Source organism: Streptococcus sp. CCUG 71758 (genome assembly GCF_011714815.1).
GTDB lineage: Bacteria > Bacillota > Bacilli > Lactobacillales > Streptococcaceae > Streptococcus > Streptococcus halitosis.
On the sequence record NZ_RXXO01000002.1, the window covers coordinates 119178 to 144357 of the forward strand.

General features: G+C 40.8%; 22 protein-coding genes. 11 read left to right on the forward strand and 11 right to left on the reverse strand.

Annotation, left to right across the window (positions count from 1 at the left end; genetic code table 11):
- Positions 1 to 7: 7 nt before the first annotated feature.
- Entirely contained in the window at positions 8 to 589 is a 582-nt protein-coding gene (locus EKB01_RS04070) for a hypothetical protein (RefSeq protein WP_109289564.1), read from the forward strand.
- Positions 582 to 2612, forward strand: a complete 2031-nt coding sequence (locus EKB01_RS04075) for an ATP-binding cassette domain-containing protein (RefSeq protein WP_167265747.1) — start codon at positions 582 to 584, stop codon at positions 2610 to 2612. Before EKB01_RS04070 ends, EKB01_RS04075 begins: the two co-directional genes overlap by 8 nt.
- A 228-nt stretch (positions 2613 to 2840) precedes the next feature.
- Here the strand turns inward: EKB01_RS04075 and EKB01_RS04080 are convergent, their stop codons facing one another.
- The 6 genes from EKB01_RS04080 to EKB01_RS04105 form a co-directional block, all read right to left on the reverse strand.
- Positions 2841 to 3803: a DUF6574 domain-containing protein gene (locus EKB01_RS04080; protein WP_061588563.1), complete on the reverse strand. Its 963-nt coding sequence runs from the start codon at positions 3801 to 3803 to the stop codon at positions 2841 to 2843.
- A gap of 61 nt (positions 3804 to 3864) precedes the next feature.
- Complete coding sequence (locus EKB01_RS04085; RefSeq protein ID WP_109289566.1) at positions 3865 to 4797, reverse strand: DUF4097 family beta strand repeat-containing protein; 933 nt, start codon at positions 4795 to 4797, stop codon at positions 3865 to 3867.
- Positions 4790 to 5383 (reverse strand): DUF1700 domain-containing protein, encoded by a 594-nt coding sequence (locus EKB01_RS04090; protein ID WP_109289567.1) that lies wholly within the window; start codon positions 5381 to 5383, stop codon positions 4790 to 4792. Before EKB01_RS04090 ends, EKB01_RS04085 begins: the two co-directional genes overlap by 8 nt.
- Entirely contained in the window at positions 5370 to 5696 is a 327-nt protein-coding gene (locus EKB01_RS04095; RefSeq protein WP_000273860.1) for a PadR family transcriptional regulator, read from the reverse strand. Before EKB01_RS04095 ends, EKB01_RS04090 begins: the two co-directional genes overlap by 14 nt.
- A gap of 188 nt (positions 5697 to 5884) precedes the next feature.
- Complete coding sequence (locus EKB01_RS04100) at positions 5885 to 7936, reverse strand: retron Ec67 family RNA-directed DNA polymerase/endonuclease (protein WP_167265749.1); 2052 nt, start codon at positions 7934 to 7936, stop codon at positions 5885 to 5887.
- A gap of 297 nt (positions 7937 to 8233) precedes the next feature.
- The gene (locus tag EKB01_RS04105; RefSeq protein ID WP_057488867.1) at positions 8234 to 9400 is read right to left on the reverse strand and encodes an MFS transporter; all 1167 of its coding nucleotides are present in this window, start codon (positions 9398 to 9400) and stop codon (positions 8234 to 8236) included.
- A 221-nt stretch (positions 9401 to 9621) separates the two neighbouring features.
- On the opposite strand from EKB01_RS04105, the gene EKB01_RS04110 reads away from it, so the two are divergent.
- Together EKB01_RS04110 and EKB01_RS04115 are read left to right on the forward strand one after the other, a co-directional pair.
- The gene (locus EKB01_RS04110; RefSeq protein WP_167265751.1) at positions 9622 to 10452 is read left to right on the forward strand and encodes a glycosyltransferase; all 831 of its coding nucleotides are present in this window, start codon (positions 9622 to 9624) and stop codon (positions 10450 to 10452) included.
- A 75-nt stretch (positions 10453 to 10527) separates the two neighbouring features.
- Positions 10528 to 12378: a nucleoside-diphosphate sugar epimerase/dehydratase gene (locus EKB01_RS04115; protein WP_167265753.1), complete on the forward strand. Its 1851-nt coding sequence runs from the start codon at positions 10528 to 10530 to the stop codon at positions 12376 to 12378.
- A 91-nt stretch (positions 12379 to 12469) separates the two neighbouring features.
- Here the strand turns inward: EKB01_RS04115 and EKB01_RS04120 are convergent, their stop codons facing one another.
- Genes EKB01_RS04120 through sdaAB form a run of 3 tightly spaced genes read right to left on the reverse strand, consistent with a single transcriptional unit; the run spans position 12470 to position 14679 of the window.
- Complete coding sequence (locus EKB01_RS04120; protein WP_167265755.1) at positions 12470 to 13099, reverse strand: HAD hydrolase-like protein; 630 nt, start codon at positions 13097 to 13099, stop codon at positions 12470 to 12472.
- 27 nt (positions 13100 to 13126) lie between these two features.
- Positions 13127 to 13999: an L-serine ammonia-lyase, iron-sulfur-dependent, subunit alpha gene (sdaAA, locus tag EKB01_RS04125; RefSeq protein WP_167265757.1), complete on the reverse strand. Its 873-nt coding sequence runs from the start codon at positions 13997 to 13999 to the stop codon at positions 13127 to 13129.
- A gap of 8 nt (positions 14000 to 14007) precedes the next feature.
- Positions 14008 to 14679: an L-serine ammonia-lyase, iron-sulfur-dependent subunit beta gene (gene sdaAB, locus EKB01_RS04130; RefSeq protein ID WP_033584754.1), complete on the reverse strand. Its 672-nt coding sequence runs from the start codon at positions 14677 to 14679 to the stop codon at positions 14008 to 14010.
- 241 nt (positions 14680 to 14920) lie between these two features.
- Here sdaAB and EKB01_RS04135 point away from each other — a divergent pair, with 241 nt between their 5' ends.
- From EKB01_RS04135 to mnmG, 7 genes are all read left to right on the forward strand, one after another.
- Positions 14921 to 15526, forward strand: coding sequence for a LysM peptidoglycan-binding domain-containing protein (locus tag EKB01_RS04135; protein WP_000060311.1), 606 nt, complete (start codon positions 14921 to 14923; stop codon positions 15524 to 15526).
- A 276-nt stretch (positions 15527 to 15802) separates the two neighbouring features.
- Entirely contained in the window at positions 15803 to 16609 is an 807-nt protein-coding gene (locus EKB01_RS04140; RefSeq protein ID WP_167265759.1) for an ABC transporter substrate-binding protein, read from the forward strand.
- A gap of 15 nt (positions 16610 to 16624) precedes the next feature.
- Entirely contained in the window at positions 16625 to 17821 is a 1197-nt protein-coding gene (locus tag EKB01_RS04145; protein WP_167265760.1) for an argininosuccinate synthase, read from the forward strand.
- Between the two features lie 27 nt (positions 17822 to 17848).
- On the forward strand, positions 17849 to 19240 hold the full coding sequence (gene argH, locus EKB01_RS04150) for an argininosuccinate lyase (protein ID WP_167265762.1): 1392 nt from the start codon (positions 17849 to 17851) through the stop codon (positions 19238 to 19240).
- 160 nt (positions 19241 to 19400) lie between these two features.
- A complete protein-coding gene (mnmA, locus tag EKB01_RS04155) occupies positions 19401 to 20522 on the forward strand; it encodes a tRNA 2-thiouridine(34) synthase MnmA (protein WP_167265764.1) in 1122 nt (373 codons plus the stop codon).
- A gap of 140 nt (positions 20523 to 20662) precedes the next feature.
- Positions 20663 to 21118 (forward strand): NUDIX hydrolase, encoded by a 456-nt coding sequence (locus EKB01_RS04160; RefSeq protein ID WP_167265766.1) that lies wholly within the window; start codon positions 20663 to 20665, stop codon positions 21116 to 21118.
- Positions 21119 to 21126: 8 nt separating this feature from the next.
- Positions 21127 to 23040, forward strand: coding sequence for a tRNA uridine-5-carboxymethylaminomethyl(34) synthesis enzyme MnmG (gene mnmG / locus EKB01_RS04165; RefSeq protein ID WP_167265767.1), 1914 nt, complete (start codon positions 21127 to 21129; stop codon positions 23038 to 23040).
- A 138-nt stretch (positions 23041 to 23178) separates the two neighbouring features.
- Here the strand turns inward: mnmG and EKB01_RS04170 are convergent, their stop codons facing one another.
- The gene (locus EKB01_RS04170) at positions 23179 to 24858 is read right to left on the reverse strand and encodes a ribonuclease J (RefSeq protein ID WP_167265768.1); all 1680 of its coding nucleotides are present in this window, start codon (positions 24856 to 24858) and stop codon (positions 23179 to 23181) included.
- A 1-nt stretch (position 24859) separates the two neighbouring features.
- The gene (locus tag EKB01_RS04175; RefSeq protein ID WP_000639588.1) at positions 24860 to 25093 is read right to left on the reverse strand and encodes a DNA-dependent RNA polymerase subunit epsilon; all 234 of its coding nucleotides are present in this window, start codon (positions 25091 to 25093) and stop codon (positions 24860 to 24862) included.
- Positions 25094 to 25180: the final 87 nt, after the last annotated feature.

Genomic DNA, 25180 nt, shown 5'->3' on the forward strand with positions numbered 1-25180 from the left:
AGGACTAATGATGAAAAAAATAGGAATTGTAATTGGGCTGTTGTTACTGTTTGTAGTAGCTGGAATTTTATTAACCTTAAAACGAGGAGAGACAACAATCAGTTTGAAACAATCATGGACTCTCTCTTCTAAAAGTATTAAAACGTTAGAGTTTTATGGCTCAAAGCAAGCAATTGATGTTAAAGTTGTCAAGAGTGAATCAGATGAAACAAGTGTTCAAATAGAAGGAAAAGTTTCCGAAGAATCAGCGAATAATATATCTAAAAACGTTAAAATGAGTTCAGATAGTCTATATCTACCATTTTCACAACATGGTTTTAATTTGGCTCTGAGTTCAGAAGGAAAAGACAAGTTATATGTAACTATTTCCTTAGGGAAAAATGCTACTTTCGAAAAAATATTTATAGATACTCTTGTTGGCGATGTATCTATTACAGTTCCTAAAGATTTTGATGGGATTTATACTTTACATACAAACAATACAGGAGAAATTTTAAGGGTTCCTACCACAAATCAAACTTCTAATAGCGTCATTGAAGTTGATGGCTATAGTAAGATAAGTGTTGAAAAAGGAGAAAAAAATGGTTAGTCACTATAAACAAGCAACTTTGCTGGACTGTGGAATGGCTTGTGTAAAGACAATCATTTCTTATTATTTCCCCAAATTAGAACATTTAGATAGTCTACAATTTGATAATAATAATCACCAAGGACTGTCTTTGTTTGAAATAGAAGATGTATTAAAAAGCTATGGTATTGATGCGGATTCTTATCAAATTGACACTCCGAGTTTATTAAATAACGTATCATTTCCTTATTTGATGGTAGTAGAAAGAGCTGGTTTGCCTCATTATATTGTTGTATTAGATGGAGATAGTAATTCATTGACGGTCTCCGATCCTGCGAATGAAGAAATTGAGAAAATTTCAAGATTAGAACTTTTTAGTCAGAGTGTAGGAGTTGTTTTAATTCCCCAAAAGAGTGAGAGTGTTAATTTAGAAGATAAAAAAGGTGTTGTTACTTTGAGCTATGCAGATAAGTTATATCATAGATTTTTAGCTTCACTTGGTTGGAAGAGAAAGTTTGCAATCTTTTTCTTGGGAATAGCCAAAATTACCTTACCAGTTACTATTGCTTTTTTTCTACAAATAACAATGTCTAATCTGCTTAATATTCAGTTTAGCTTTCAGTTATTTAGTCTCGCTTCAATAATATTAGGTTCATATTTGTATTGGCAGTTTTCTATATTGGAAACAAGATTAAAAGGAAAGATTGAAAATGATTTTTTAAATGATATTCTGTCCTCTTTTTATCAGAACCAATTAAATGATTTTTCTTTAACTAAGAATTATGAGTATGTTAGTAGTTATTTTTGGAATTTGTTGTTATCAGCAACAGGTATTATGCAAAAATTTTACTTAAAGGTACAACTTTTAGTGTTTTGCTTGCTACTATTATTGCTATTAAAATTGAATATCATTATTTTCGCAGTTACAAGCTTATCTATAGTTATTCTTGGTTTATATGTAAATTTTGAGATACGAAAAGTTGTAAAAAATCAGCGAGAATTTATTGCTAAGAGTTCTAACTTTAGTTCTCTTGTAGAAAATACAATTTATGGTTTGCAAGATATTATAAGTTTCCAAAAATCTAGCGACTTTATCAAAGAATTTAATGAAAGACTCAATGAACTGTTGGGAACGAAACTAGATAGTACGCATATTACCAATAGATTATTAGCTTCTACTCAGATATTTATAGGTTTAACTGGTTCATTTTTGATTGCTACTATAATTTCTATGAGAGATTATGAACATATAGCAGAGTATGCAAATAGTATTTTGATTCTATTACTTTTATCCAGCATTTTAAGTTCTTTAATTACATCTTGGGTAGCATTGAAAAAAAGTCAATATTCCTTTGAGTTTATTGGAACAGAGGAGGTAGAAGCGAAAAGGGATGTTATTCCTGTTTCAGTAGCTAAAATTAAACAGTTGTCATGTCGGAATTTATGTAAAAAATGGGATGAAAGATTGGTGTTTAATAAATTAAATTTCGAGTTTAATAGTGGTGAATTAACCGTTATTACAGGCGGTAATGGAACTGGGAAATCATCTCTTTTGAATATTATTCAGGGATTATCTTCTCCAACAGAGGGTGATATTGTACTGAATGGAATGGAAAGTTTTTCTACTTTAGAGGAGACTAATATTTTGGATTATTTAAGCGTGTATTCATCTGAATTTCATGTATTCCCTGGAAGTGTTTCAAAAAATATTAATTTCACCCTATTTAATAAGGAAAACTATGAATTAAATAATCTTGATAGTCTGAATCTCAATGTATCTCTGAGTCATCAGATTGATGGGAAAGCCACCAATATTTCGCAAGGTCAGAAACAAAAAATTCTACTCATGAGGAGTTTGTCGCAAGAAAAGGACATCTATCTATTTGATGAGCCTACAGGAAATTTGGACAGAAACTCAACTGAATTATTTCTAAATGAGGTTGAGAAATTAGTGAACGAGGAAAAGATTGTTATTGTCGTGACTCATGATAAGGATGTTATTGCTAGAGCAAGCAAAGTTATTAATATGGATGAATTTCATTAAAAGTTAAAAAATGGAGATTGGTGGTTTCTAATCTTCATTTTACCTATAACTAATTTGCAAAATATTTGGAATAACGAGTTTCATAGCAATGTTATCATACGACTGAACTTTAGGAATAAAACCCATCCTAGGACAAGATTTTGAGGAATTGGCAAGCATCGAGTAGACCTTGTCCAAAAAAGAGTAAGCATAAAAATCCCTGTCATTAACAAATGGCAGGGATTTTAGTTAAAAGAAGGTCAGGATGCGAAGGTAGTCTACTGTCAGCGCGAGCTCTGCAATGAAGAAGGGTAAGAGAATAGCACCATCAAGTAAGACAGCTAGTAAGAAACGATAGAATGGGTCAAGGCCACTAGTCTTACTTGGTTTACTAATCACAAAGAGATTGCCAAGGGCAAAGATGGCCATGCTTAGAAGAGTGAGGATCCCAGCAAATCGTAAGCCACCAAAGAGTGCAAAGAAACTTGCTAGAGCTGTTAGGACAAGCGGGATAGCAAAGAGTCTGCTGTAACGATCGAAAGCTTCTTGAAAAGTGAAGTCGCTCTCCTGGTCCAGTACACGTCGGACAGTAAAGCCTCCCAAAATGATGGAAAAGTAAAATAGAGCGCTAGTGACCAAGATAGAAAGTCCAGCAAAGAGATCTAAAGGTGGGAGCTGGTTAGGAGAGCTATTAGCCATAGAAATCATATAGCCATAGTAGAGGCGCTTGATATGATAGATACTAAAGAAAAGGTTGAACGAGGACAGCAGGGTGAGCAGGCCAAAGACACTGTAACGATGCTTTTGGTCCGTAGTCTTGCTAGCAGTTGGTTCTTGGATAGCATCCAGCAGCCAAGTCCAAAACAGTGCGATTTCTTCTTTGAATCGGGCAGTTTTACGAGGATCAATATCTGGGATATAAGGACTTTCTAAAGCCTTGCTGAGGATGCTTTTTTCTTTTGCAGAGTTTTCTTGCTTGTGTTCCTCTTCAGCTTTCCCTTCTCCCTCTTCCTCGGTTTGGGTTTCCTCAATCATTTCGGGAGCTTCCTCCTCATGCGTTTCCAACTCTTTAGGTGAGACAGGTGTTTCTTCGCTTGCTTGTGGTTCAGTTTCCACAGTTTCTGAAGTCTCAGGCTCGTTGGGCTGGTTTTCCGATTTCGTCTGAGGTGATTTCTTCTCAAGATCGGCACTTTCAAACCATTCTTGTGTCATGGTGGAACCTCCTTTTTATGGTCATTTTCTATCTTTAGACTAGCAGATGAAAGCGTTTTTGTCAATGGTTTCTAGGTGGAGCAGAGTATTCTTCTTCCTTGGGTAGGTAGATATCCTGATTGGCTTTTATAATGAGCATATCCTTAGCATCTGCTTTGTCTGTCTTGTAGGGGTTGGCAAGTTCATTCTCTTTTTGTCTAGGGTGTTCTCTTTGTGCATTACGATAAATACCGCCATGCTGAGAAGAAATATCTAGATTGATACGATCGAATTCTGTCTTAGAAAGAAAGAGTCTTAAGTCGTTATGAGAGTCTAGCTCAACCTTACCGCGGACCTTAATATTCTCAGCATAGATGTGTTCCTCTTCGGTCTTGACCTGGCTATCTGTCAATTCGGTATCAAAGATATTGATAATACGAGGTGTCGTTAGTGTACTGTTTTTGATAGAGCTTTCTGTTATTCTTAAGAGATAGCCTTTTGTTTTAATTGTCGCATTTTCAAGGTTGGCTTGCCGGATAGTGGTCTGTCCACGATTGGCTGAGACGGTGATCGCTTGCAGTTTTCTTCCTTTAGGGAGAGAGAGAATGACTTCGTCAAAACGATTAGAATAGCTGCTAGCGATACGAAGTAGGCCTTCGATTCCTGAACCGAGAAAACGATGTTGGGAGGCTTGTTTGTCAGTGACGCTCAGTGTTTTGTCACTCATGCCAGTAGTTAGATCGTGACGACCAGACACGGAAGGATGATAGGTGATGTGAATCTTGTCATCTACAGACTCTGTGATGGTTAGGCTATGTTCCTCAAGGGCTAGATCAAGTTTTTCCACTTCATTTCCAAAGGTCACTTCTTCGATACGATTGTCATAGACGGGGTCTTTTGACATGGCAAGTAAACTTTGAATACCATTGGACTGCGCGCCTACAATGATCATGATAAAACCGAGGATTGTAGAAACCACACCAAAGATGAGAAATCCTTTTGTCAATTTACGCATGTCTGTCACCTCTCTTTCCTTTTTTAAGAATCCATTGTGCCAAGCGGACGACCAGGAGGCCAAAGAAACGAGCTACATAGGAGATGCCCAGTAGAACAAGAGAAGAAGCACCGATAGAAAGCAAACCAGCCCCAAAAATTAAGATAAAGGCAGATTTGGCTTCGACCAGAACACTAAAGCTCTCTACGATAAAGACTCCGCCCAGCAGGATACCCGTCACAGAGATGGTGAAAAAGGCTAGAATGACAGAGACAGCCGCGATAAAAAGCCCGATAATGGTTAAGATAATTGCAATTCCAACAGGGATTCCGATAGGGGCTGCTAGTAAGGCCAAGAGTGCAATGTGCAGCAGTTGGCGGTCATTCTTTTGAGCAGGTGCCTCATTGACTTTTTTATCGAGAAGATCAGAGAGGATATCATGAGCCGCTTCTTTTGGTGTTCCTAGACTGGCAATGAGTTTCTCTTCGCCCTCTGGGCCTGCATCGTCAAATAGTTCCTTAAAGTAGTCCATAGCTTCGATGCGGTCAGCTTCAGGCAGTTTATTGAGATAGGTTTCTAACTGAGTCAGATAGTCAGTTCTTGTCATGGCGGATACTCCCTTCTATGATGCCGTTGACGGTGTCGGTATAGAGCGTCCACTCTTCCTTTAGAGTAACGAGCTGCTCTACGCCCCGATTGGTCAAGGAGTAGTATTTGCGCATACGCCCCTGAAACTCTCTAGAGTAGGTGGTCAGAAAGCCACTGGCTTCCAATTTTTTGAGAATGGGATAGAGCGTAGATTCTTTGATATTGGCGATGAGCTTAATAGTTTGACTAATCTCATAACCATAAGAATCCCCCTGCTCCAGTACAGCCAAGATGAGAAATTCGATCAAGGCAGAGGATGTTGGGAAGTACATGGGAAACCTCCTTTATATTATATAAAAATTTTATATATACTCTTTTCAAATATATTGTATCTCAAGTTGAAAGCCCTGTCAAGAAATATGTGTAAAAATTTTATATATAAAAAAACTCCTAGTAAAAACTAGAAGTTTAGAGGATTATACATCAGTTATTCGGCAGAATTCTATATTTTAAAGATAAGCTAGAATAATGATTTATAATCTAGGATATTATCTCTTATGCCGTCTAGCAAAGGGATAAACTCAGTAAAATCGAATTCTTTATAATTTTTCAGAACATGCTTTGAAAGAATTTCTTTTCCATAATAATTTGCTCCACCATCTTTATGAAATTCCTTTCCTTTTAAAATAGGTGGCGAATTTCGAGACGACGAAAATAATAAATCTTCAATATCAGACGAGTTACCGTCATTCTTATTAGATATTAGAGGAGTTGCCATTATATATAGGTTATCCTTTTTATTAATTCGCCAAGGTTTTTCTCTTCTAACTTTTTCTAAATTGTCTGAAATCTTATCTTCTAATTTTTTATTCTTTGAACCCTCCGATTCTTCATTCTGAGGGTTCATCAAGTCTTTTGCATGATTCGCAAACAAAAATAAGGGAGATTTATCCTTACCATTTCTATTATTCGGTTCATTATCAAATAAAAATATTGTTGGATAATTTGGAATATTATCGGTTAATTGTTGGAAATAAGTAATATAGTTTGTGTATAAAATTCTTTCTTCTGAATTTAGTGCAAAAAATTTTTTCTCTTTTTTCTCATTATAGTAAAATTTATCAGAAAAATAATTATACCAAAATTTAAAACCTTCTCCCCCTTCTGGAACATTAAAAAGATATTCTATCGTATTAGTATGATTCAGAAATTCAATTTTAAATATAAAATCATTTCCATCTTTTTCAACAAGTTCTGGATACTTTTGATAAAGGTTTTTTAAAGCTGCTTTAATATATCGTGGATCGGTCTTTCCCTCTGTTACAATTATCGGTTTGTCATTTCCGAAAAAATATTTATAAAATAGAAATTTCTTGTACTCTTTTTCTCTAGAATTAAATAAAGACATGTATATTTTCTTTTCTTCTTTACCGATACTGTAAAATTCTGTAGGTAAATTATATGTATGATGTTTGGTGTTATGCAACAATTCCTTTTGTAAGTCTTTATTATAAAAGATATACTTCCAATAATATTTCGATTCAGATTTTTTTAATAAATTTCTTCCTAATAAATATTTTTGTGAATCTAGATTATTTTGTATCAGGGATTTTTTATAAAGTAAGTAGTTGTTGTATTGTTCTATTTGAAAAATAAAAGCAAATCGTCCCGTTAATTGATTCAGCGTTCCTGGTTTTTTATCTATTTCAAAAGCACCATCTTTGTATAATTGAAAAGCCATTGCACGAGTATTTTTTATGTACTCTCTTTTTACATTTATCTTCTTGTTTACAACTAGTCCAGTAACTTCTTGGCGCTGCATATTATTACTCAATCGTGTTTTTTTAGGATTGATTTCAAAACCAGATGAGATGATTACCTTCTCTAATTCAGTTAAAAAGTTATCCAACTCTTTGCTTGCCCTCAATTTATTAGAGTTTAATTCACGATTTGTTGAAAAAGTCATATCATCGGCATATCTAGAATATGTAAAACGATATTTTTTAGCAATTTTGACAATCCGATAATCTAAAATTCTAGTAATTAAATTTGTGATGATGGGAGAAGAAGGGGCTCCTTGTGGTAACTTACCTTGGTAACATGCAATTTGAGCAATTACTGTAGCAATTTCTGGTGAAACAGCAAAATCCCTGTCTTTTATAAAGAAGCCTCTTACTCTTCCAAAATTAAAAGAATCGAAAAAATTTTTCAAGTCAATGTTCAGAATGTATTTTTTGTTTCGATGCATCTGAGAGTTGGTAATAATGCTTTTCCCCTTTTCAAATGCATGAGACAGAACAGGTGTTTTAAAGTTCTTGTCCTTCGATTTAGATTCCAAGCTTTCAAGGTAGCACTCCCATAAAATATTAGCTAATTTTTTCTGAAGAAATTTTAACTCTTTTGTAGGAGCGTGTATAACTCTTTCTCCACCATTCTTTTTAGGAATAGTGAAGGTGGTATATAAATTATCAGTTTGTAAGTTGTACAATAAATAGTTAATGTATTTAGCATTTTTAAAGCCGAGGAGTTTAGCAAAGTCATCTTTTGTTTGTAGTTGATTGAATTTAGTCATAATTTTTTCCTCATAAAAAAAAGCGTATGATAACTCTTACGCGAACAAGATTTCCAGAAGAAATCCAAGAAAATCCCTAGCTAATAAAACTAGGTGAAGCCAAACATTCCTATAACATTGCTGTTAATACTTGCGAACACACAAGTCAAAAATCTAATCATACGCAAACATATTCTATCACAAAACAAGATATTAATCTAGTTTTAAGGTGTATTAAACTAGATTTTTGTATGGACCTAAAAAACCAGACAGAGTCTGGCTTTGCATTGTTTATAGCTGTGATGGATTTTAGAAGAATTAAAGAATCTTATCCGCCCGATCCACCATAAAGAGTGAGACGGTCATGATGATATCGATGACTAGAAGGGCAAGGACAGCTGGGATCCAAGATTGGAAAAGTTCAAAACTGTAACCAAACAAGGTAGGACCAAAAGCTGCTAAGATGTAGCCCCCTGTTTGCGCTAGTCCTGATAGCTGAGCCGTCTTTTCAGGCGAACTGGTTTTAAGAGAAAAACAAACCATGAGGTAGGGGAAGAGGGCGCTGCAGGCCGTTCCAATCAAGAGGTGGACGACTAACCAGTAGAGGAAACTGCTACTTGGATACAAGAGCATGGCAATTCCTGTCATCCCAGCGATAGAGATAATTGTTAGCATGATTCGACGGTGGCCGTCTGACAGATGAGTCGTCAGACTTGGAACAGTCATTGAAAAAGGAATGCTGATCAGCGAGAAGATAGAAGCTAGAAGAGCCGCATCACTATTAGAAAGACCAGCACTAATAGCAATCGTTGGAAGCCAGGTCATGCTCGTATAAAAGAGCAAGGACTGAAGACCACCAAAGATAATGATGGCCCAGACATCTTTACTTTTTAGAATATTTTCTTTGACTTGCTTTTCTTTTTGGCCTTCTAGATAGTGGTTGTGGCGATGATTTGGCAACCAGACTAGCAGAGTGACCAGACAGAGAAAGCTGAGAACGAGGATGAGGCCCTTCCAAGAACTAGCTTGGGTGATAGGGACCGAAAGATATGAAGCGATGGCTGTCGAAATTCCCATGGCAGTGACATAGAGAGTTGTTAGGAAACTAATCTTTTGAGGCTGATTTGCCTGGATCATACTTGGGAGGAGTACATTGAAAATGGCGATGCTCGCTCCGATGATCAGAGTTCCCAGATAGAGAAGGGGAAGATTGAAGATACGAATGGCAGAGCCAACAGTTAAGAGGAGAAGACAGTAAGTAAAGAGATGTTCTAACCCGATCTTTTGTGCCAAGCGGCTCGCAAAAGCCGAGAAAAGAGCAAACATCAAGAGAGGGAGACTGGTTAAAATCCCAAGAGAACTAACCTCCACTCCTAATCCCTGAGCGATATCTCCTAAAATGGTTGGAAGAGCAGTGAAAGGAGAGCGTAAAACAGTCCCGATTAAGACAATTCCTAGGATAAAAAAGAGTGATTGTTTTTTCATAAAAACCTCGATAGGATGATTTTAATAACAGCTTATTTTAAGTTTTTTTCTATATAATGTCAAGTAATGACAGCTAAGAAAGTTCGATTAATTTAAGCGAGAATAGAGTGAAAGGAGATACATTTCTTTACTAGAATTTTCCTTGATTTGATATAAAAATAGGAAAGTGAGAAAATTTGTGATAAAATAGTGGAAGGAAATCTATATATTGGAGAAAAACGGTGCCTGAAAAGCAAAAAATCAGCGTCTTGATGTCGGTCTATGTAAAGGAAAACCCGACGTTTTTGAGAGATGCTATCAAAAGTGTTCAAAATCAAACCTTGAAACCGAGTGAACTTGTTCTTGTTGAGGATGGGCCCCTCACGCCTGAGCTCTATCAGGTGCTAGATGAAGTGGAAGCTCAGTCAGACATTCCAGTGAAACGGTGCCCCGTAGAGCAAAATCAAGGTTTAGGCTTGGCTCTTCGTTACGGTGTTTTGCAGTGCCAGCATGACATTATTGCCCGCATGGATACGGATGATTTAGCCGTTCCGGATCGTTTTGAGAAACAGCTTCAACTAATGGAGAAAGAAAATCTCGATCTCTTAGGCGGGCAGATTGCAGAGTTTATTGATAATCCAGATGAGATCGTGTCTTATCGTCGTGTTCCAACTCAGCACGCAGACATTGTGGCTTATCAGAGAATGAGAAGCGCCTTTAACCATATGACAGTCATGTTCAAAAAGGACATGGTCCTCAAGGCGGGCAACTACGAAGACGGGCTTTATATGGAGGATGATCTCCTTTGGCTCAATATGATTACGGCAGGTGCCAAGACTGGCAACCTAGATCAAATCTTGTGTAAGGTTCGTGTAGGTGCAGGGATGTTTGAGCGTCGAGGTGGCTTGCGTTACCTTAAATTCTATCGTCAAGCTCGCCAACGGATGCTGGAGCGAGGGCAAATTTCTTACAGGGAATATGCTAAAAGTATGTTCATTCAGGCAATTGTTGCACTTTGTCCAGGTTTTGTTCGTCAGTTTATCTTTGTCAAACTTTTAAGAAAGAGCAAGTAAGACCTGATAGATTGAACGATTCGGGTTATCATAACAATAGTATCATCTGACTCTTTTAAGGGGGAGTAAATTCCTATGAATAAAAAACTAACAGATTACGTGATTGATCTGGTTGAAATTTTAAATAAACAGCAAAAACAAGTATTTTGGGGGATATTTGATATTCTGAGTATGGTGGTTTCCATCATCGTATCTTATATCTTGTTTTATGGCCTTATAAATCCTGCGCCTGTGGACTATGTGATCTACACTCTTTTAGCCTTCCTTCTCTATCAAATCATAATTGCATTTTGGGGGCTGAATGCTAGTATTAGTCGCTACAGTAAGATTACGGATTTTATGAAAATCTTTTTTGGAGTGACTCTCAGCAGTGTTCTTTCTTATGGAATCTGCTATGCCTTTCTTCCATTATTTTCTATTCGTTTCATCGTGCTCTTCATTTTGTTGAGTACCTTCCTCATCTTGCTTCCTCGCATCACCTGGCAGTTGATTTATTCTAAACGTAAAAAGGGTAGTGGAGATGGAGAGCATCGCCGTACCTTCTTGATTGGTGCGGGAGATGGTGGTGCCCTCTTTATGAATAGCTATCAACATCCAACCAGCGAGCTTGAGATAGTGGGGATTTTGGACAATGATGAAAAGAAAAAAGGGCAAAAACTAGGTGGAATCCCAGTCCTAGGCTCTTATGACAATCTACCTGAATTGGCCAAACGTCACCAAATCGAGCGTGTTATCGTAGCAATCCCTTCGCTTGATCCATCAGAGTATGAACGTATCTTGCAGATGTGTAATAAACTAGGTGTCAAATGTTACAAGATGCCTAAAGTTGAGACGGTTGTTCAAGGTTTACATCAATCGGGTAGTGGTTTCCAAAAAATTGATATCACGGACCTTTTGGGCCGTCAGGAAATTCGCCTTGACGAATCACGTCTGGGTACTGAGATTACAGGCAAGACCATCTTGGTGACAGGAGCTGGTGGTTCGATTGGTTCGGAAATTTGTCGCCAGATTAGCCGCTTCAACCCAGAGCGTATCGTCTTGCTTGGACATGGTGAAAATTCAATCTACCTTATTTATCATGAGTTGATTCGTAAATTCCAAGGGATTGATTATGTTCCTGTCATTGCAGATATTCAGGATTATGATCGTCTTTTACAAGTGTTTGAACAGTACAAACCAGCTATCATCTACCATGCTGCAGCCCACAAACATGTTCCAATGATGGAGCGCAATCCAAAAGAAGCCTTCAAGAACAATATCCTCGGGACCTACAATGTTGCCAAGGCTGTTGATGAGGCCAAAGTACCTAAGATGGTCATGATTTCGACTGACAAGGCGGTTAATCCGCCGAATGTTATGGGGGCGACTAAGCGCGTGGCAGAGTTGATTGTCACTGGCTTTAACCAACGTAGCAAATCAACCTACTGTGCAGTTCGTTTTGGGAATGTTCTTGGTAGCCGTGGTAGCGTGATTCCTGTTTTTGAACGCCAGATTGCTGAAGGTGGTCCTGTAACGGTGACAGACTTCCGTATGACACGTTACTTCATGACCATTCCAGAGGCTAGCCGTCTGGTCATCCATGCTGGCGCTTATGCCAAGGACGGAGAAGTCTTTATCCTTGATATGGGCAAACCGGTCAAGATCTACGACTTGGCTAAGAAAATGGTCCTTCTAAGCGGGCACACAGAAAGTGAAATTCCAATCGTTGAAGTCGGTATTCGTCCAGGCGAAAAACTTTACGAAGAACTCTTGGTTTCGACCGAATTGGTTGATAACCAAGTCATGGATAAGATTTTCGTTGGTAAGGTTAACGTCATGCCTCTAGAAGCCATCGATCAAAAGATTGAAGAATTCCGTTCACTCAGTGGAGATGAGCTCAAAGAAGCGATTATTTCCTTTGCAAATGAGACAACCCACGTTGAGTAAGATCGCCCAACTAATTATAAATAAAAGGCCAAGGTTCTGTTTGTACAGGACCTTGGCCTTTTTACTCTGTAATTTCAAATCGTTGTATTATTTATAGTTGCTTAATGATATCGTCAATGGTACGGGCAATCCAGTCAGGCTGATAGCTGATTAGATCAGCCTCTTCTCCAAATCCCCAAGTAACAGCAAACTTTTTAATGCCAGTTTCTTGGGCTCCAATCATATCAAACTTGGTATCCCCGATGATAAGGACTTGGTCTGCAGGGAGTCGATGCGTTTGCAAGGCATAACGGATGACATCAGCCTTGTGAGGTGTTTCAGGACTGGAACCATAAATGCCATCAAAGAAATGATGGATTCCCAGATTTTTAGTCATATCATGAGCAGTAGGAGTATTCTTTGTTGTAGTGATGTAGAGAGGGTAGTTTTGTGAAAGTTCTTGGAGTAATTCCGTTATTCGGGGGAAGAGTTGGGCTTCGTGGATCCCTTTTTTCTTGTAGTAAGAACGATAGATTTGAACGGCTTCCGAGATTTGTTCCTTGGGAAGACATGTTGCAAAACTACTTTCAAGTGGTGGTCCCATGAAACCACGGATGGTTTTGGCATCGGGGCTTAGAACTCCTAGTTGTTCAAAGGTATAGGTAAAGGCATTGTGGATTCCGATGGAACTGTCAACCAGGGTTCCGTCTAGATCAAAAAAGATTGCTGAGATAGAGGGCATAGTTTCTCCTAATAGATATAGATAAGCTTATTCTCCGAAGATTTCTTTTTGTAGGCGACGACCAGTAGGTGTGGCGGCGAGTCCGCCCTCAGCTGTTTCACGAAAGGCAGTTGGGAGGCTTGATCCGACCTGATACATGGCATCGATGACTTCGTCAACAGGAATTTTAGACTCGATACCTGCCAAGGCCATATCAGCCGCGATAAAGGCAAAGCTAGCCCCCATGGCATTGCGTTTGACACAGGGAACTTCGACCAAACCAGCAACGGGATCGCAGATGAGGCCCAGCATATTTTTAATGACAAAGGCGATAGCTTGACTAGCCTGATAGGGGCTTCCACCTGCAGCCAAGGTCAAGGCTGCGGCACTCATGGCAGAGGCAGAGCCAACTTCGGCCTGACAGCCACCTTCAGCACCTGAGATAGAGGCATTGTTTGCGATGACTAGTCCAAAGGCACCAGCAGCAAAGAGGAAATCCAGCTGTTCTTCGTGGCTAAGATCTAATTTTTGTATAGCAGCAGTTAGAACGGCTGGCAGACAGCCAGCACTTCCTGCGGTTGGAGTGGCACAGACCAAACCCATTTTCGCATTGTGTTCATTGACCGCGATGGCATTACGGGCTGCTGATAGGATGGTAAAGTCAGACAAGGCCTTGCCACTTTTGAGATGGCGATCTAGTTTGGCCGCATCTCCACCCGTTAGGCCACTACGGGATTTGTTTTCACTGAGACCGAGCTCGACAGAGGCTTTCATGACTTCTAGATTGCGTTCCATGAGGAGGAGAACTTCTGCACGTTCTCGACCGGTTAATTGATATTCTGTCGCAATCATGAGTTCTGCGACATTTCCTTGGAAGTTTAGATCTGCTTGCTCAACCAATTCTTTGATGGAATAAAACATGTTTCCTCCTACTTAAAGAAATTGACATTGTGGAGATGAGGGATTTTTCGGATTTCTTCAATCGCCTCTTCGCAACTTCGACTATCGACTTCGATAATCATAATGGCTTTTTCTCCAGCTTTTTCCCGAGTCACATTCATCTGAGCGATGTTGATATCGAAACGAGAGAGGGCTTCAGTAACATGGGCAATCATACCTGGAACATCCTGATGCACGATGATGATGGTCGGTGTGTTCATGTTGAGAGAGACAGCAAAGCCGTTAAGCTCCGTAACTTGGATATTTCCCCCACCGATGGAAATTCCTGTCACACTGATGGATTTGTGTTCATTCTTCACAGTAATTTTAGTGGTATTAGGATGAGGGGCATTGCTGTCCTTCTGAATGGTCCAGACAATCTTGATACCGCGTTTATGGGCAATCTCAAGGCTATTTGGAATATCGGGATTGTCCGTATCCATACCTAAAATACCAGCGACGAGAGCAAGGTCAGTTCCATGACCACGGTAGGTCTTGGCAAATGAATTAAATAATTGGAATTCGACTTCTGTCGGCGTATCGTCAAAGATGGAGGAGACGATTTTTCCAATACGAACAGCTCCAGCTGTGTGGCTACTTGATGGGCCAATCATGACTGGTCCGATAATATCAAAGACAGATTGAAAACGAAGTGATTGCATCTGTTTCCCCTTATAAAGATTCTTATAACTATTATATCAAAGAATGGACCTTTGCGCTTGTTTCCCTTATCAAAAGCTCAAAATGATTAAAGATGGTATAAAATAAGGTCTTTTGTGACAAAACGCTCCTTAAAACGGTAAATATAAAACATTTTTGTAATATTTCTACATATAACCGTTAAACAACGGTAACATTTAAAAGGTATCATAGATATATTCAATGGAAGGAGAATTTTTAGATATGTCATTAACAACTAAAAAAATCAAAACAACTATCGCAGGAGTAGCAGCTTTGCTTGCTTTCTTTGCCCCAGCTCTTGCCTCTGCACAAGAAACTGTAACTTACACTGTTAAATCAGGTGATACTCTTTCAGAAATCGCTGAGAAGTACAACACAACTGCTGAAAAATTGGCAGCAAAAAACAACATCAAAGATATCCACCTTATCTATGTTGACCAAGTTTTGGTCATCGAAGGGACAGCTTCTACTGCAGCTCCAGCAGCAACAACGGAAGAAACAGCTCCAGTAGCTACAGAAACAGTTGAAGAAGCTCCAGCTGCAACTACAACTTATGAAGCACCAGCAGCAGAAAGCAACACTGTCGCAACATCTACTGTAAGTGGTTCTGAAGCAGAAGCCAAAGAATGGATCGCTCAAAAAGAATCAGGTGGTAGCTACACAGCTACAAACGGCCAATACATCGGACGTTACCAATTGACAGATTCATACTTGAACGGTGACTACTCAGCTGAAAACCAAGAACGTGTAGCAGATGCCTACGTTGCAGGACGTTACGGTTCATGGACAGCTGCCAAGAACTTCTGGCTTAACAACGGTTGGTATTAAGAATACAAGAGTCCTTTAGGGCTCTTTTTTGTTTCTCTATAACAAAAAGCGTAACGATCTTCTCAGCAATGCTCTATTTGTATAATTTCGACTAAATTCTTCAAATTATTTTAAAACTCAAATGGTATAAATAAGCTTATTATATGTAAAAATATATCATATAATGAGTTTTTCTTGATTAAAATGAAATAAAATACAGTTTTTCCTTGACAAACGAGAACGAGAAGAGTATTATTTATACAATAATAAAGTATAAAAATAAAAGGAGGCTCTTCTATGAATAAAGTGAAGAAGGTGTTGATGACGATGTTTGGTTTGCTTATGTTTCCCTTATTATTTGCTTGTAGTAACACTCAATCCCAAGGTGTTGAAGCCATTAAGGCTAAAGGAAAATTGGTGGTGGCCCTAAATCCAGAGTTTGCTCCATTTGAATACCAGAAATTGGTTGATGGGAAAAATCAGATTGTAGGTTCAGATGTTGAACTAGCCAAAGCCATCGCAAAGGAACTAGGTGTAGAAGTGGAGTTCTCTCCAATGAGTTTTGACAATGTACTAGCTAGTCTTGATTCAGGAAAGGCCGATCTTGCCATATCAGGTGTTTCTAAAACGGAGGAGAGAAGTCAAGTTTACAATTTTTCAATTCCCTACTACACTTCGAAAAATAAGGTTATCGTAAGAAAATCTGAATTAACGAATTACCAATCAGTCAAGGATTTGGCTCAGAAAAAGGTTGGAGCGCAGAAAGGTTCTATCCAGGAAACTCTGGCTAAAGAAACCTTGCAGGATTCTTCTCTCGTTTCACTTCCTAAAAATGGAAATTTGATAACAGATTTGAAATCAGGGCAACTAGATGCGGTTATCTTTGAGGAACCAGTGGCGAAAGGATTTGTAGAGAATAATCCAGACCTAGCCATCGCTGAGTTTGATTTTGACAATGATAAAGAAGATTCCTACGCTGTTGCGATGAAAAAAGACAGTAAAGAATTAAAAGAGGCGGTTGACAAAACCATCCAGAAATTGAAGGATTCTGGGGAGTTGGACAAATTGATTGACGATGCTTTTAAAGCCTCTATCGAAAAATAGAAAGAAGGAAGAGAAATGAGTAAGGAAAAAGTCATTTTAGCCTATTCAGGTGGATTGGATACATCAGTTGCTATTACATGGTTAAAAAAAGACTATGATGTGATTGCTGTTTGTATGGATGTGGGTGAAGGAAAAGATTTGGAGTTCGTCCACGATAAAGCTCTCAAGGTTGGGGCTGTTGAGTCTTATGTCATTGATGTTAAGGAAGAATTTGCTAATGACTATGTTTTAGTGGCCCTTCAGGCTCATGCCTACTATGAACAGAAGTATCCCTTGGTATCTGCTCTGAGTCGCCCTCTTATTTCAAAAAAACTCGTTGAAATAGCTCATCAGACGGGGGCAACCACAATTGCCCATGGTTGTACAGGTAAGGGAAACGACCAAGTTCGGTTTGAAGTCTCTATTGCGGCTTTGGACCCCAATTTAAAAGTAGTTGCGCCTGTTCGTGAGTGGAAATGGTCTCGTGAAGAAGAAATCCAATATGCCAAAGAAAACGGCGTTCCAGTTCCAGCTGACCTTGACAATCCTTACTCTGTCGACCAAAATCTTTGGGGACGTGCAAATGAATGTGGTGTTTTGGAAAATCCTTGGAACCAAGCACCAGAAGAAGCATTTGGAATCACATCTTCACCAGAAGAGGCGCCAGACAGTCCAGAATTTATTGACATTGAGTTTAGCTGCGGGGTGCCCATCTCTCTCAATGGTGAGAAGATGAAAGTGGCGGATTTGATTCAAAAGCTCAATGAAATAGCTGGTAAACACGGTGTCGGTCGTATTGACCATGTGGAAAATCGCCTAGTCGGTATTAAGTCAAGAGAGATTTATGAGTGCCCAGGTGCTATGACTTTATTGGCAGCTCATAAGGAAATTGAAGACTTGACTCTTGTGAGAGAGGTAGCGCATTTCAAACCCATTATCGAAAATGAGTTGTCCAATCTCATCTATAATGCCTTGTGGTTTAGCCCAGCAACTCAGGCTTTGATTGCCTATATCAAGGAGACACAGAAAGTTGTCAATGGAACTGCAAAAGTTAAACTCTATAAGGGGAACGCCCAGGTAGTGGCTCGGAAATCTCCAAATTCTCTTTACGATGAAAATTTGGCGACTTATACTAGTGCGGATACCTTTGACCAAGATGCTGCTGTGGGATTTATCAAGCTTTGGGGGCTTCCGACTAAGGTTTATTCAGAAGTTCAGAAAAATGTTGAGTAGTGACGCGATAGAAAGGGACGACAGGATATGTCGAAAAATACAAAATTATGGGGTGGTCGATTTGAAGGTGCTGTGGAAGATTGGGTAGAACAGTTCGGTGCGAGTATTTCCTTTGACCACCAGCTGGCAAAATTTGATTTGATGGGTTCCCTAGCTCATGTTCAAATGCTAGGACAGACTGGCATTTTAAGCTTGGAAGAGGGAGAGCAGATCCAAGATGGTCTGAAAGCTTTGTTGCGAGATTTAGAGGCAGGGGAGCTTCATTTTGATATTGCAAATGAAGATATTCATATGAATATGGAAGTGTTGCTGACAGAGAAAATCGGTCCTCTGGCTGGGAAACTGCACACGGCTCGTTCTCGGAATGACCAAGTCGCAACAGATATGCACTTATATCTAAAGGAGCAGCTTGGCCATGTCTTGGATAAGTTGGCGAATTTGAACAGTGTTTTGCTGAATTTGGCTGAAAAACATGTGGAAACCATCATGCCAGGCTATACTCATTTGCAGCACGCCCAACCGATTAGTTTTGCCCACCATCTCATGGCTTATTACAATATGTTTCAAAGGGATAGCGAGCGCTTTGCATTTAACTTGAAACATACGGACCTATCTCCCCTGGGTGCGGCTGCATTGGCGGGGACAACTTTTCCAATCGATCGTCAATTATCGAGTGATTTATTGGGCTTCCAACAACCCTATACCAATTCCTTGGATGCAGTGAGTGACCGTGATTTTATCTTGGAATTTCTGTCAAACGCCAGCATTTTGATGATGCATATGAGTCGTTTTTGCGAAGAAATCATTAATTGGTGTAGCTTTGAGTATCAGTACGTTAGCTTGTCTGATAGCTTTTCAACGGGTTCGTCTATCATGCCTCAGAAGAAAAATCCTGATATGGCGGAATTGATTCGAGGGAAGACAGGACGGGTTTATGGGCACTTGCTTGGACTATTGACCGTCATGAAGTCTTTGCCTCTGGCTTACAATAAGGATTTGCAAGAGGACAAGGAAGGCATGTTTGATACAGTAGAAACGATTTTAAATTCTCTGGATGTGCTGGCAGGTATGCTATCGAGCATGCAGGTTAATAAGGCCAAAATGCAGCAATCCACAGAGAATGACTTTTCGAATGCGACTGAACTGGCAGATTATTTGGCAGAAAAAGGCCTCCCCTTTAGAGAAGCGCATGAAATAGTAGGGAAATTGGTTCTAGACTCTATCAAGCATGGTAAAAATATTCAAGATTGGGATTTGGAGGAGTTGCAAGTCTACCATCCCTTGATTGAAGCGGATATCTATATCTACTTGCGTCCAGAAACTGCTGTTCAGAGACGGAATTCCTTAGGAGGAACCGGCTTTGAGCAAGTGAAATACCAGATAGAACAAGCGAAAAAAGAACTTAAAGGGGAAAATTGATTCGTTTGCAAAGTATGAAAGAGAGGCTGAGATGATTTATCAGCCTCTTTCTTGTCTTCTCCAACCAAGCATGTTATAATGAATACTGCTCAAGCGACCTTCAATCGTGAAGCACACACGACCTTCAATCGTGAAAAAACGAATAGATGGGAGACTTACCATGAGTGATAACTCTAAAACACGTGTTGTTGTGGGGATGAGTGGTGGTGTTGATTCGTCGGTGACGGCTCTCTTGCTCAAGGAGCAGGGCTACGATGTGATCGGCATCTTCATGAAGAACTGGGATGACACAGATGAAAACGGCGTCTGTACGGCGACCGAAGATTACAAGGATGTGGCTGCGGTGGCAGACCAGATCGGCATTCCCTACTACTCTGTTAATTTTGAAAAAGAGTACTGGGATCGTGTCTTTGAGTATTTCCTAGCGGAATACCGTGCAGGGCGCACGCCAAATCCAGATGTTATGTGCAACAAGGAAATCAAGTTCAAGGCCTTTCTGGACTATGCCATGACCTTGGGAGCAGACTATGTAGCGACTGGGCATTATGCCCGAGTGGCGCGTGATGAGGATGGCATCGTTCATATGCTTCGTGGCGTGGACAATGGCAAGGATCAGACCTATTTCCTCAGCCAACTTTCGCAAGAACAACTCCAAAAAACCATGTTCCCCTTGGGACATTTGGAAAAGCCTGAAGTTCGCAGACTCGCAGAAGAAGCAGGACTTGCGACTGCTAAGAAGAAAGACTCGACAGGGATTTGTTTTATCGGAGAAAAGAACTTTAAAAACTTTCTCAGCAACTACCTGCCAGCCCAGCCTGGTCGCATGATGACTGTGGATGGCCGTGATATGGGCGAGCATGCAGGTCTGATGTACTATACAATCGGTCAGCGTGGCGGACTGGGTATCGGTGGGCAACACGGTGGTGACAATGCCCCTTGGTTCGTTGTCGGAAAAGACCTGAGCAAGAATATCCTCTATGTCGGCCAAGGCTTCTATCATGATTCGCTCATGTCAACAAGCCTAGAGGCGAGTCAAGTTCACTTTACTCGTGACATGCCAGAGGAATTCACGCTCGAATGCACGGCTAAATTCCGCTACCGTCAGCCGGATTCAAAGGTGACTGTTCATGTCAAAGGAGACAAGGCAGAGGTCATCTTTGCGGAACCGCAACGCGCCATCACACCAGGACAGGCCGTTGTCTTTTACGATGGCGAAGAGTGTCTCGGTGGTGGCTTGATTGACAATGCCTACCGTAATGGACAAGTTTGTCAGTACATTTAGATTGACAAATTTTCTCAATTTGCTACAATAATAAAAGCAATAGAAATGATGGTCAAAGCTCATGGATGTTGCAGGCTTTTTTGTCCTGCACTTCTTACGAGTTTTGACTGTTTTTGTGTCGTTTAAGGGAAAGGATAAAAATGACTCAACAAGACTTTCGGACAAAAGTGGGAAATACTGTTTTTGGTGTTCGGGCGACAGCTTTGATTGTCCAAAATCGCAAGCTCCTAGTTACCAAAGACAAGGGCAAGTATTACACTATTGGCGGTGCGATTCAAGTCAATGAAAGCACGGAAGACGCGGTAGTCCGCGAAGTGAGGGAAGAACTGGGTGTCAAAGCTCAAGCTGGTCAGCTAGCTTTCGTGGTTGAAAATCGTTTTGAACAGGACGGTGTTTCCTATCACAACATCGAGTTTCATTATCTGGTGAACTTGCTTGAGGATGCCCCATTGACCATGCAGGAAGATGAAAAAAGGCAGCCTTGTGAGTGGATTGATTTGGATCAGCTCCAGAATATCCAGCTCGTTCCAGCTTTTTTAAAAACAGCCCTGCCGGATTGGGACGGCCAACTAAGACACATTCATCTTGAGGAATAGGAGAGAAAATGACTTATAATTTTACGGAAGAATACGATATTATTGTAATCGGTGCGGGACACGCGGGGGTTGAGGCTTCCTTGGCTGCCAGCCGTATGGGCTGTAAGGTCTTGCTTGCAACCATCAACATCGAAATGCTGGCTTTCATGCCTTGTAACCCTTCGATCGGTGGTTCTGCCAAGGGGATTGTCGTGCGTGAAGTCGATGCCCTTGGTGGTGAAATGGCCAAGAATATTGACAAGACTTACATCCAGATGAAGATGCTCAACACAGGGAAGGGGCCAGCTGTCCGTGCCCTTCGTGCGCAGGCTGACAAGGAACTTTACTCTAAGGAAATGCGCAAGACAGTTGAAAATCAAGAGAATCTGACCCTTCGTCAAACCATGATTGATGAGATTTTGGTGGAAGATGGTAAGGTCGTCGGTGTTCGTACAGCAACTCATCAAGAGTATGGAGCAAAAGCGGTTATTGTAACCACAGGGACTGCCCTTCGTGGGGAAATCATCATCGGAGATCTCAAGTACTCATCAGGACCAAACCACAGCCTAGCTTCTATTAACCTTGCTGACAATCTCAAGGAACTGGGACTCGAAATCGGTCGGTTCAAGACAGGAACGCCTCCACGTGTCAAGGCTTCCTCTATCAACTACGACGTGACAGAGATTCAGCCAGGAGACGAGGCACCAAATCACTTCTCTTATACTTCACGTGATGAGGACTATGTCAAAGACCAAGTTCCATGCTGGTTGACCTACACCAATGGTACCAGTCATGAGATTATCCAAAACAATCTCCATCGTGCACCTATGTTTACAGGTGTGGTCAAGGGAGTGGGACCTCGTTACTGTCCATCGATTGAGGATAAGATTGTACGCTTTGCGGACAAGGAACGTCATCAACTCTTTCTTGAGCCAGAAGGGCGTAATACAGAGGAAGTCTATGTCCAAGGACTTTCAACTAGCCTTCCTGAGGATGTCCAACGTGACTTGGTGCATTCCATCAAAGGGTTGGAAAATGCAGAGATGATGCGAACAGGTTATGCCATCGAGTACGACATGGTCTTGCCTCATCAGTTGCGTGCGACTCTGGAAACTAAGAAAATCTCAGGTCTTTTCACTGCTGGTCAGACAAATGGAACGTCAGGTTACGAAGAAGCGGCTGGCCAAGGGATTATCGCTGGTATCAATGCGGCTCTGAAAATCCAAGGCAAGCCTGAGTTGATTTTGAAGCGCAGTGACGGTTATATCGGAGTGATGATTGATGACTTGGTGACCAAGGGAACCATTGAACCCTACCGTCTTTTGACCAGCCGTGCTGAATACCGTCTCATTCTTCGCCATGACAATGCCGATATGCGTTTGACAGAGATGGGACGCGAGATTGGACTTGTGGATGATGAACGCTGGGCTCGCTTTGAAATCAAGAAAAATCAATTTGACAATGAGATGAAGCGACTAGACAGCATCAAACTCAAGCCAGTCAAGGAAACCAATGCCAGGGTTGAGAAGATGGGCTTCAAGCCGTTGACTGATGCCGTGACAGCCAAGGAATTCCTTCGCCGTCCAGAAGTTTCTTACCAAGATGTGGTGGCTTTCATCGGGCCAGCTGCTGAGGACTTGGATGACAAGACTATCGAATTGATTGAAACAGAAATCAAGTATGAAGGCTATATTTCCAAGGCCATGGATCAGGTTGCCAAGATGAAGCGCATGGAAGAAAAACGCATTCCAGCCAATATTGATTGGGATGATATTGATTCTATCGCGACAGAAGCTCGTCAGAAGTTCAAACTCATCAATCCAGAAACTATCGGCCAAGCCAGCCGTATTTCGGGAGTAAATCCAGCAGATATTTCTATTTTGATGGTGTATCTGGAAGGTAAAAATCGTAGTATTTCTAAAACTCTTCAAAAATCAAAATGATACGTCGTCGGCTTCGGCTCACCTAACTTAAGTTATTCTTTCGCCTAGCCTTCTAGTCTGATTTCGATTTTTATTGAGTTTCAATCTCAAAAGAAAGCATAGAGAAAAACAGCTCCGAAGACGGGGCTGTTTTATAATTTATTCTTCATCTGGTGTGAGGATCATCGGGATGATGATCGGTTCACGTTCTGTATTTTCATAGAGGAAGGGGCGAATGGCGTTGACAATGGCACCATTGACAGATTGTACGCTAGCATCCTTATTTTTTAGTGCGATACGAATAGCATTGAAGAGGATGCGCTGGCTTTGGCGAATCAAGTCACCAGACTCTCTCATGTAGACAAAGCCTCGGCTGAGGATGTCTGGGCCAGACAGAATCATCTGCGATTTGAAGTCAACAGTTGCGACTGCTAGAACGACACCGTCTTCAGATAGATCACGACGGTCTTTGAGGACAGCAGCGCCGATTTCACCGATACGATTTCCATCGACATAGATGTCTTGGGCATTGAAATGGCCTGCGATACGAGCTGAGTTAGCAGTAAGAGCAAGCACATCACCATTACTCATGATAAAGATGTTGTCCTTCTCGATACCCGTATCCACCGCTAGTCCAGCGTGGACTTTCTGCATACGATATTCACCATGGACAGGCATGAAGTATTTTGGCTTAATCAAGCGGAGCATGAGTTTTTGCTCTTGCTGACCACCGTGTCCAGATGTATGGATATTGTTCACTTTACCGTGGATAACTTCGACACCAGCTTCAGAAATAGTGTTAATCAATTTGTTGACGCTAGTGGTATTTCCAGGGATTGGGCTAGAAGAGAAGATAACAGTATCGCCGGGTTGGAGTTGCACCTGACGGTGGGTTCCGTTAGCGATACGAGAGAGGGCTGCCATCGGCTCACCCTGACTACCTGTACAGAGGATAAGAACCTCGCCAGCAGGGTAGTCTTTGATTTCATTTGGCTCGATAAAGGTTCCCTTAGGAGCTTTGATGTAGCCAAGCTCGATCCCGTTGACAATGGCCTTTTCCATAGAACGACCAAAGACCGCAATCTTGCGTCCAGTCTTAACAGCAGCATCTGTTGCTTGCTGGAGACGGAAGATATTTGAGGCAAAGGATGCAAAGATGATACGTCCTTCAATGCCTTGAATGATCTTCATGATGGACTGGCCAACGACTTTTTCAGAGTTGGTAAAGGTTGGCACTTCTGCATTTGTCGAGTCAGAGAGGAGACAGAGAACACCCTCTTCACCAAGGGCAGCCATACGGTGCAAGTCTGCAGGTTCACCAACTGGAGTGAAGTCGAACTTGAAGTCACCCGTACAGACGATTTTTCCTTGAGGGGTATGAATGACAATCCCTAAAGGCTCTGGAATGGAGTGAGTGGTTCTAAAGAAAGTTGCCTTGAGATTTTTAAAGGTCAACTCAGTGTTGTGGTTGATTTCGTAAAGTTTGGCGTTGCGCAAGAGGCCGTGTTCTTCGAGTTTTCCACGGATCAAAGCCAGGGCAAGCGGTCCAGCGTAGATAGGGACATTTGCTTGTTTGAGCAGGAAAGGAATCCCACCAATGTGGTCCTCGTGTCCGTGTGTGATCAAAACAGCCTTGACGCGGTCAATATTGTCTACGATGTAAGAATAATCAGGAATGACATAGTCGATACCCAGCAAGTCATCTTCTGGGAATTTAATCCCAGCATCGACGATGATAATCTCGTCTTGGTATTCAATTCCGTAAGTGTTTTTCCCGATTTCTCCCAGACCACCGATGGCAAAAACGCCGACTTCTTCAGGTTTAAGAGTATAGGCCATATTAGAACTCCGTGATTTCGAAGACGCCAGTTTCTTTTTCGTAATCTAGCAATTTGTCAGACAAGAGTTCGATATACTCGATGTTGTACTCTGGGCGGTTTTCTTCGACAAGTTGGCGAGCAGCGATACGGCCCTCAAGTTCTGAGCTAGCATCGATGTCTAGGTAGAGTGAGCGTGTTGTTTCACGGCGCGGACTGCGCTCTTTTGTTTCCTGATAAAAAACTTTGTAAATCATATAGTTCCTTTCTATTTACAGGTCAGCTTATTCCAAACTTTTAGCATAGATTTGCTTGATTTCATTCCATTTTGTGTCTAGATTGAC

Bases quoted from the DNA above. Each gene is read 5' to 3' on its own strand.
- EKB01_RS04140 (WP_167265759.1), top strand. From the start codon at position 15,803: ATGAATAAAGTGAAGAAGGTGTTGATGACGATGTTTGGTTTGCTTATG.
- mnmA (WP_167265764.1), top strand. From the start codon at position 19,401: ATGAGTGATAACTCTAAAACACGTGTTGTTGTGGGGATGAGTGGTGGT.
- EKB01_RS04070 (WP_109289564.1), top strand. From the start codon at position 8: ATGATGAAAAAAATAGGAATTGTAATTGGGCTGTTGTTACTGTTTGTA.
- sdaAA (WP_167265757.1), bottom strand. From the start codon at position 13,999: ATGTTTTATTCCATCAAAGAATTGGTTGAGCAAGCAGATCTAAACTTC.
- mnmG (WP_167265767.1), top strand. From the start codon at position 21,127: ATGACTTATAATTTTACGGAAGAATACGATATTATTGTAATCGGTGCG.
- EKB01_RS04080 (WP_061588563.1), bottom strand. From the start codon at position 3,803: ATGACACAAGAATGGTTTGAAAGTGCCGATCTTGAGAAGAAATCACCT.
- EKB01_RS04085 (WP_109289566.1), bottom strand. From the start codon at position 4,797: ATGCGTAAATTGACAAAAGGATTTCTCATCTTTGGTGTGGTTTCTACA.
- EKB01_RS04100 (WP_167265749.1), bottom strand. From the start codon at position 7,936: ATGACTAAATTCAATCAACTACAAACAAAAGATGACTTTGCTAAACTC.
- EKB01_RS04105 (WP_057488867.1), bottom strand. From the start codon at position 9,400: ATGAAAAAACAATCACTCTTTTTTATCCTAGGAATTGTCTTAATCGGG.
- EKB01_RS04175 (WP_000639588.1), bottom strand. From the start codon at position 25,093: ATGATTTACAAAGTTTTTTATCAGGAAACAAAAGAGCGCAGTCCGCGC.
- EKB01_RS04075 (WP_167265747.1), top strand. From the start codon at position 582: ATGGTTAGTCACTATAAACAAGCAACTTTGCTGGACTGTGGAATGGCT.
- EKB01_RS04120 (WP_167265755.1), bottom strand. From the start codon at position 13,099: ATGCCCTCTATCTCAGCAATCTTTTTTGATCTAGACGGAACCCTGGTT.
- argH (WP_167265762.1), top strand. From the start codon at position 17,849: ATGTCGAAAAATACAAAATTATGGGGTGGTCGATTTGAAGGTGCTGTG.
- EKB01_RS04160 (WP_167265766.1), top strand. From the start codon at position 20,663: ATGACTCAACAAGACTTTCGGACAAAAGTGGGAAATACTGTTTTTGGT.
- EKB01_RS04145 (WP_167265760.1), top strand. From the start codon at position 16,625: ATGAGTAAGGAAAAAGTCATTTTAGCCTATTCAGGTGGATTGGATACA.
- sdaAB (WP_033584754.1), bottom strand. From the start codon at position 14,679: ATGCAATCACTTCGTTTTCAATCTGTCTTTGATATTATCGGACCAGTC.
- EKB01_RS04090 (WP_109289567.1), bottom strand. From the start codon at position 5,383: ATGACAAGAACTGACTATCTGACTCAGTTAGAAACCTATCTCAATAAA.
- EKB01_RS04115 (WP_167265753.1), top strand. From the start codon at position 10,528: ATGAATAAAAAACTAACAGATTACGTGATTGATCTGGTTGAAATTTTA.
- EKB01_RS04135 (WP_000060311.1), top strand. From the start codon at position 14,921: ATGTCATTAACAACTAAAAAAATCAAAACAACTATCGCAGGAGTAGCA.
- EKB01_RS04170 (WP_167265768.1), bottom strand. From the start codon at position 24,858: ATGGCCTATACTCTTAAACCTGAAGAAGTCGGCGTTTTTGCCATCGGT.
- EKB01_RS04095 (WP_000273860.1), bottom strand. From the start codon at position 5,696: ATGTACTTCCCAACATCCTCTGCCTTGATCGAATTTCTCATCTTGGCT.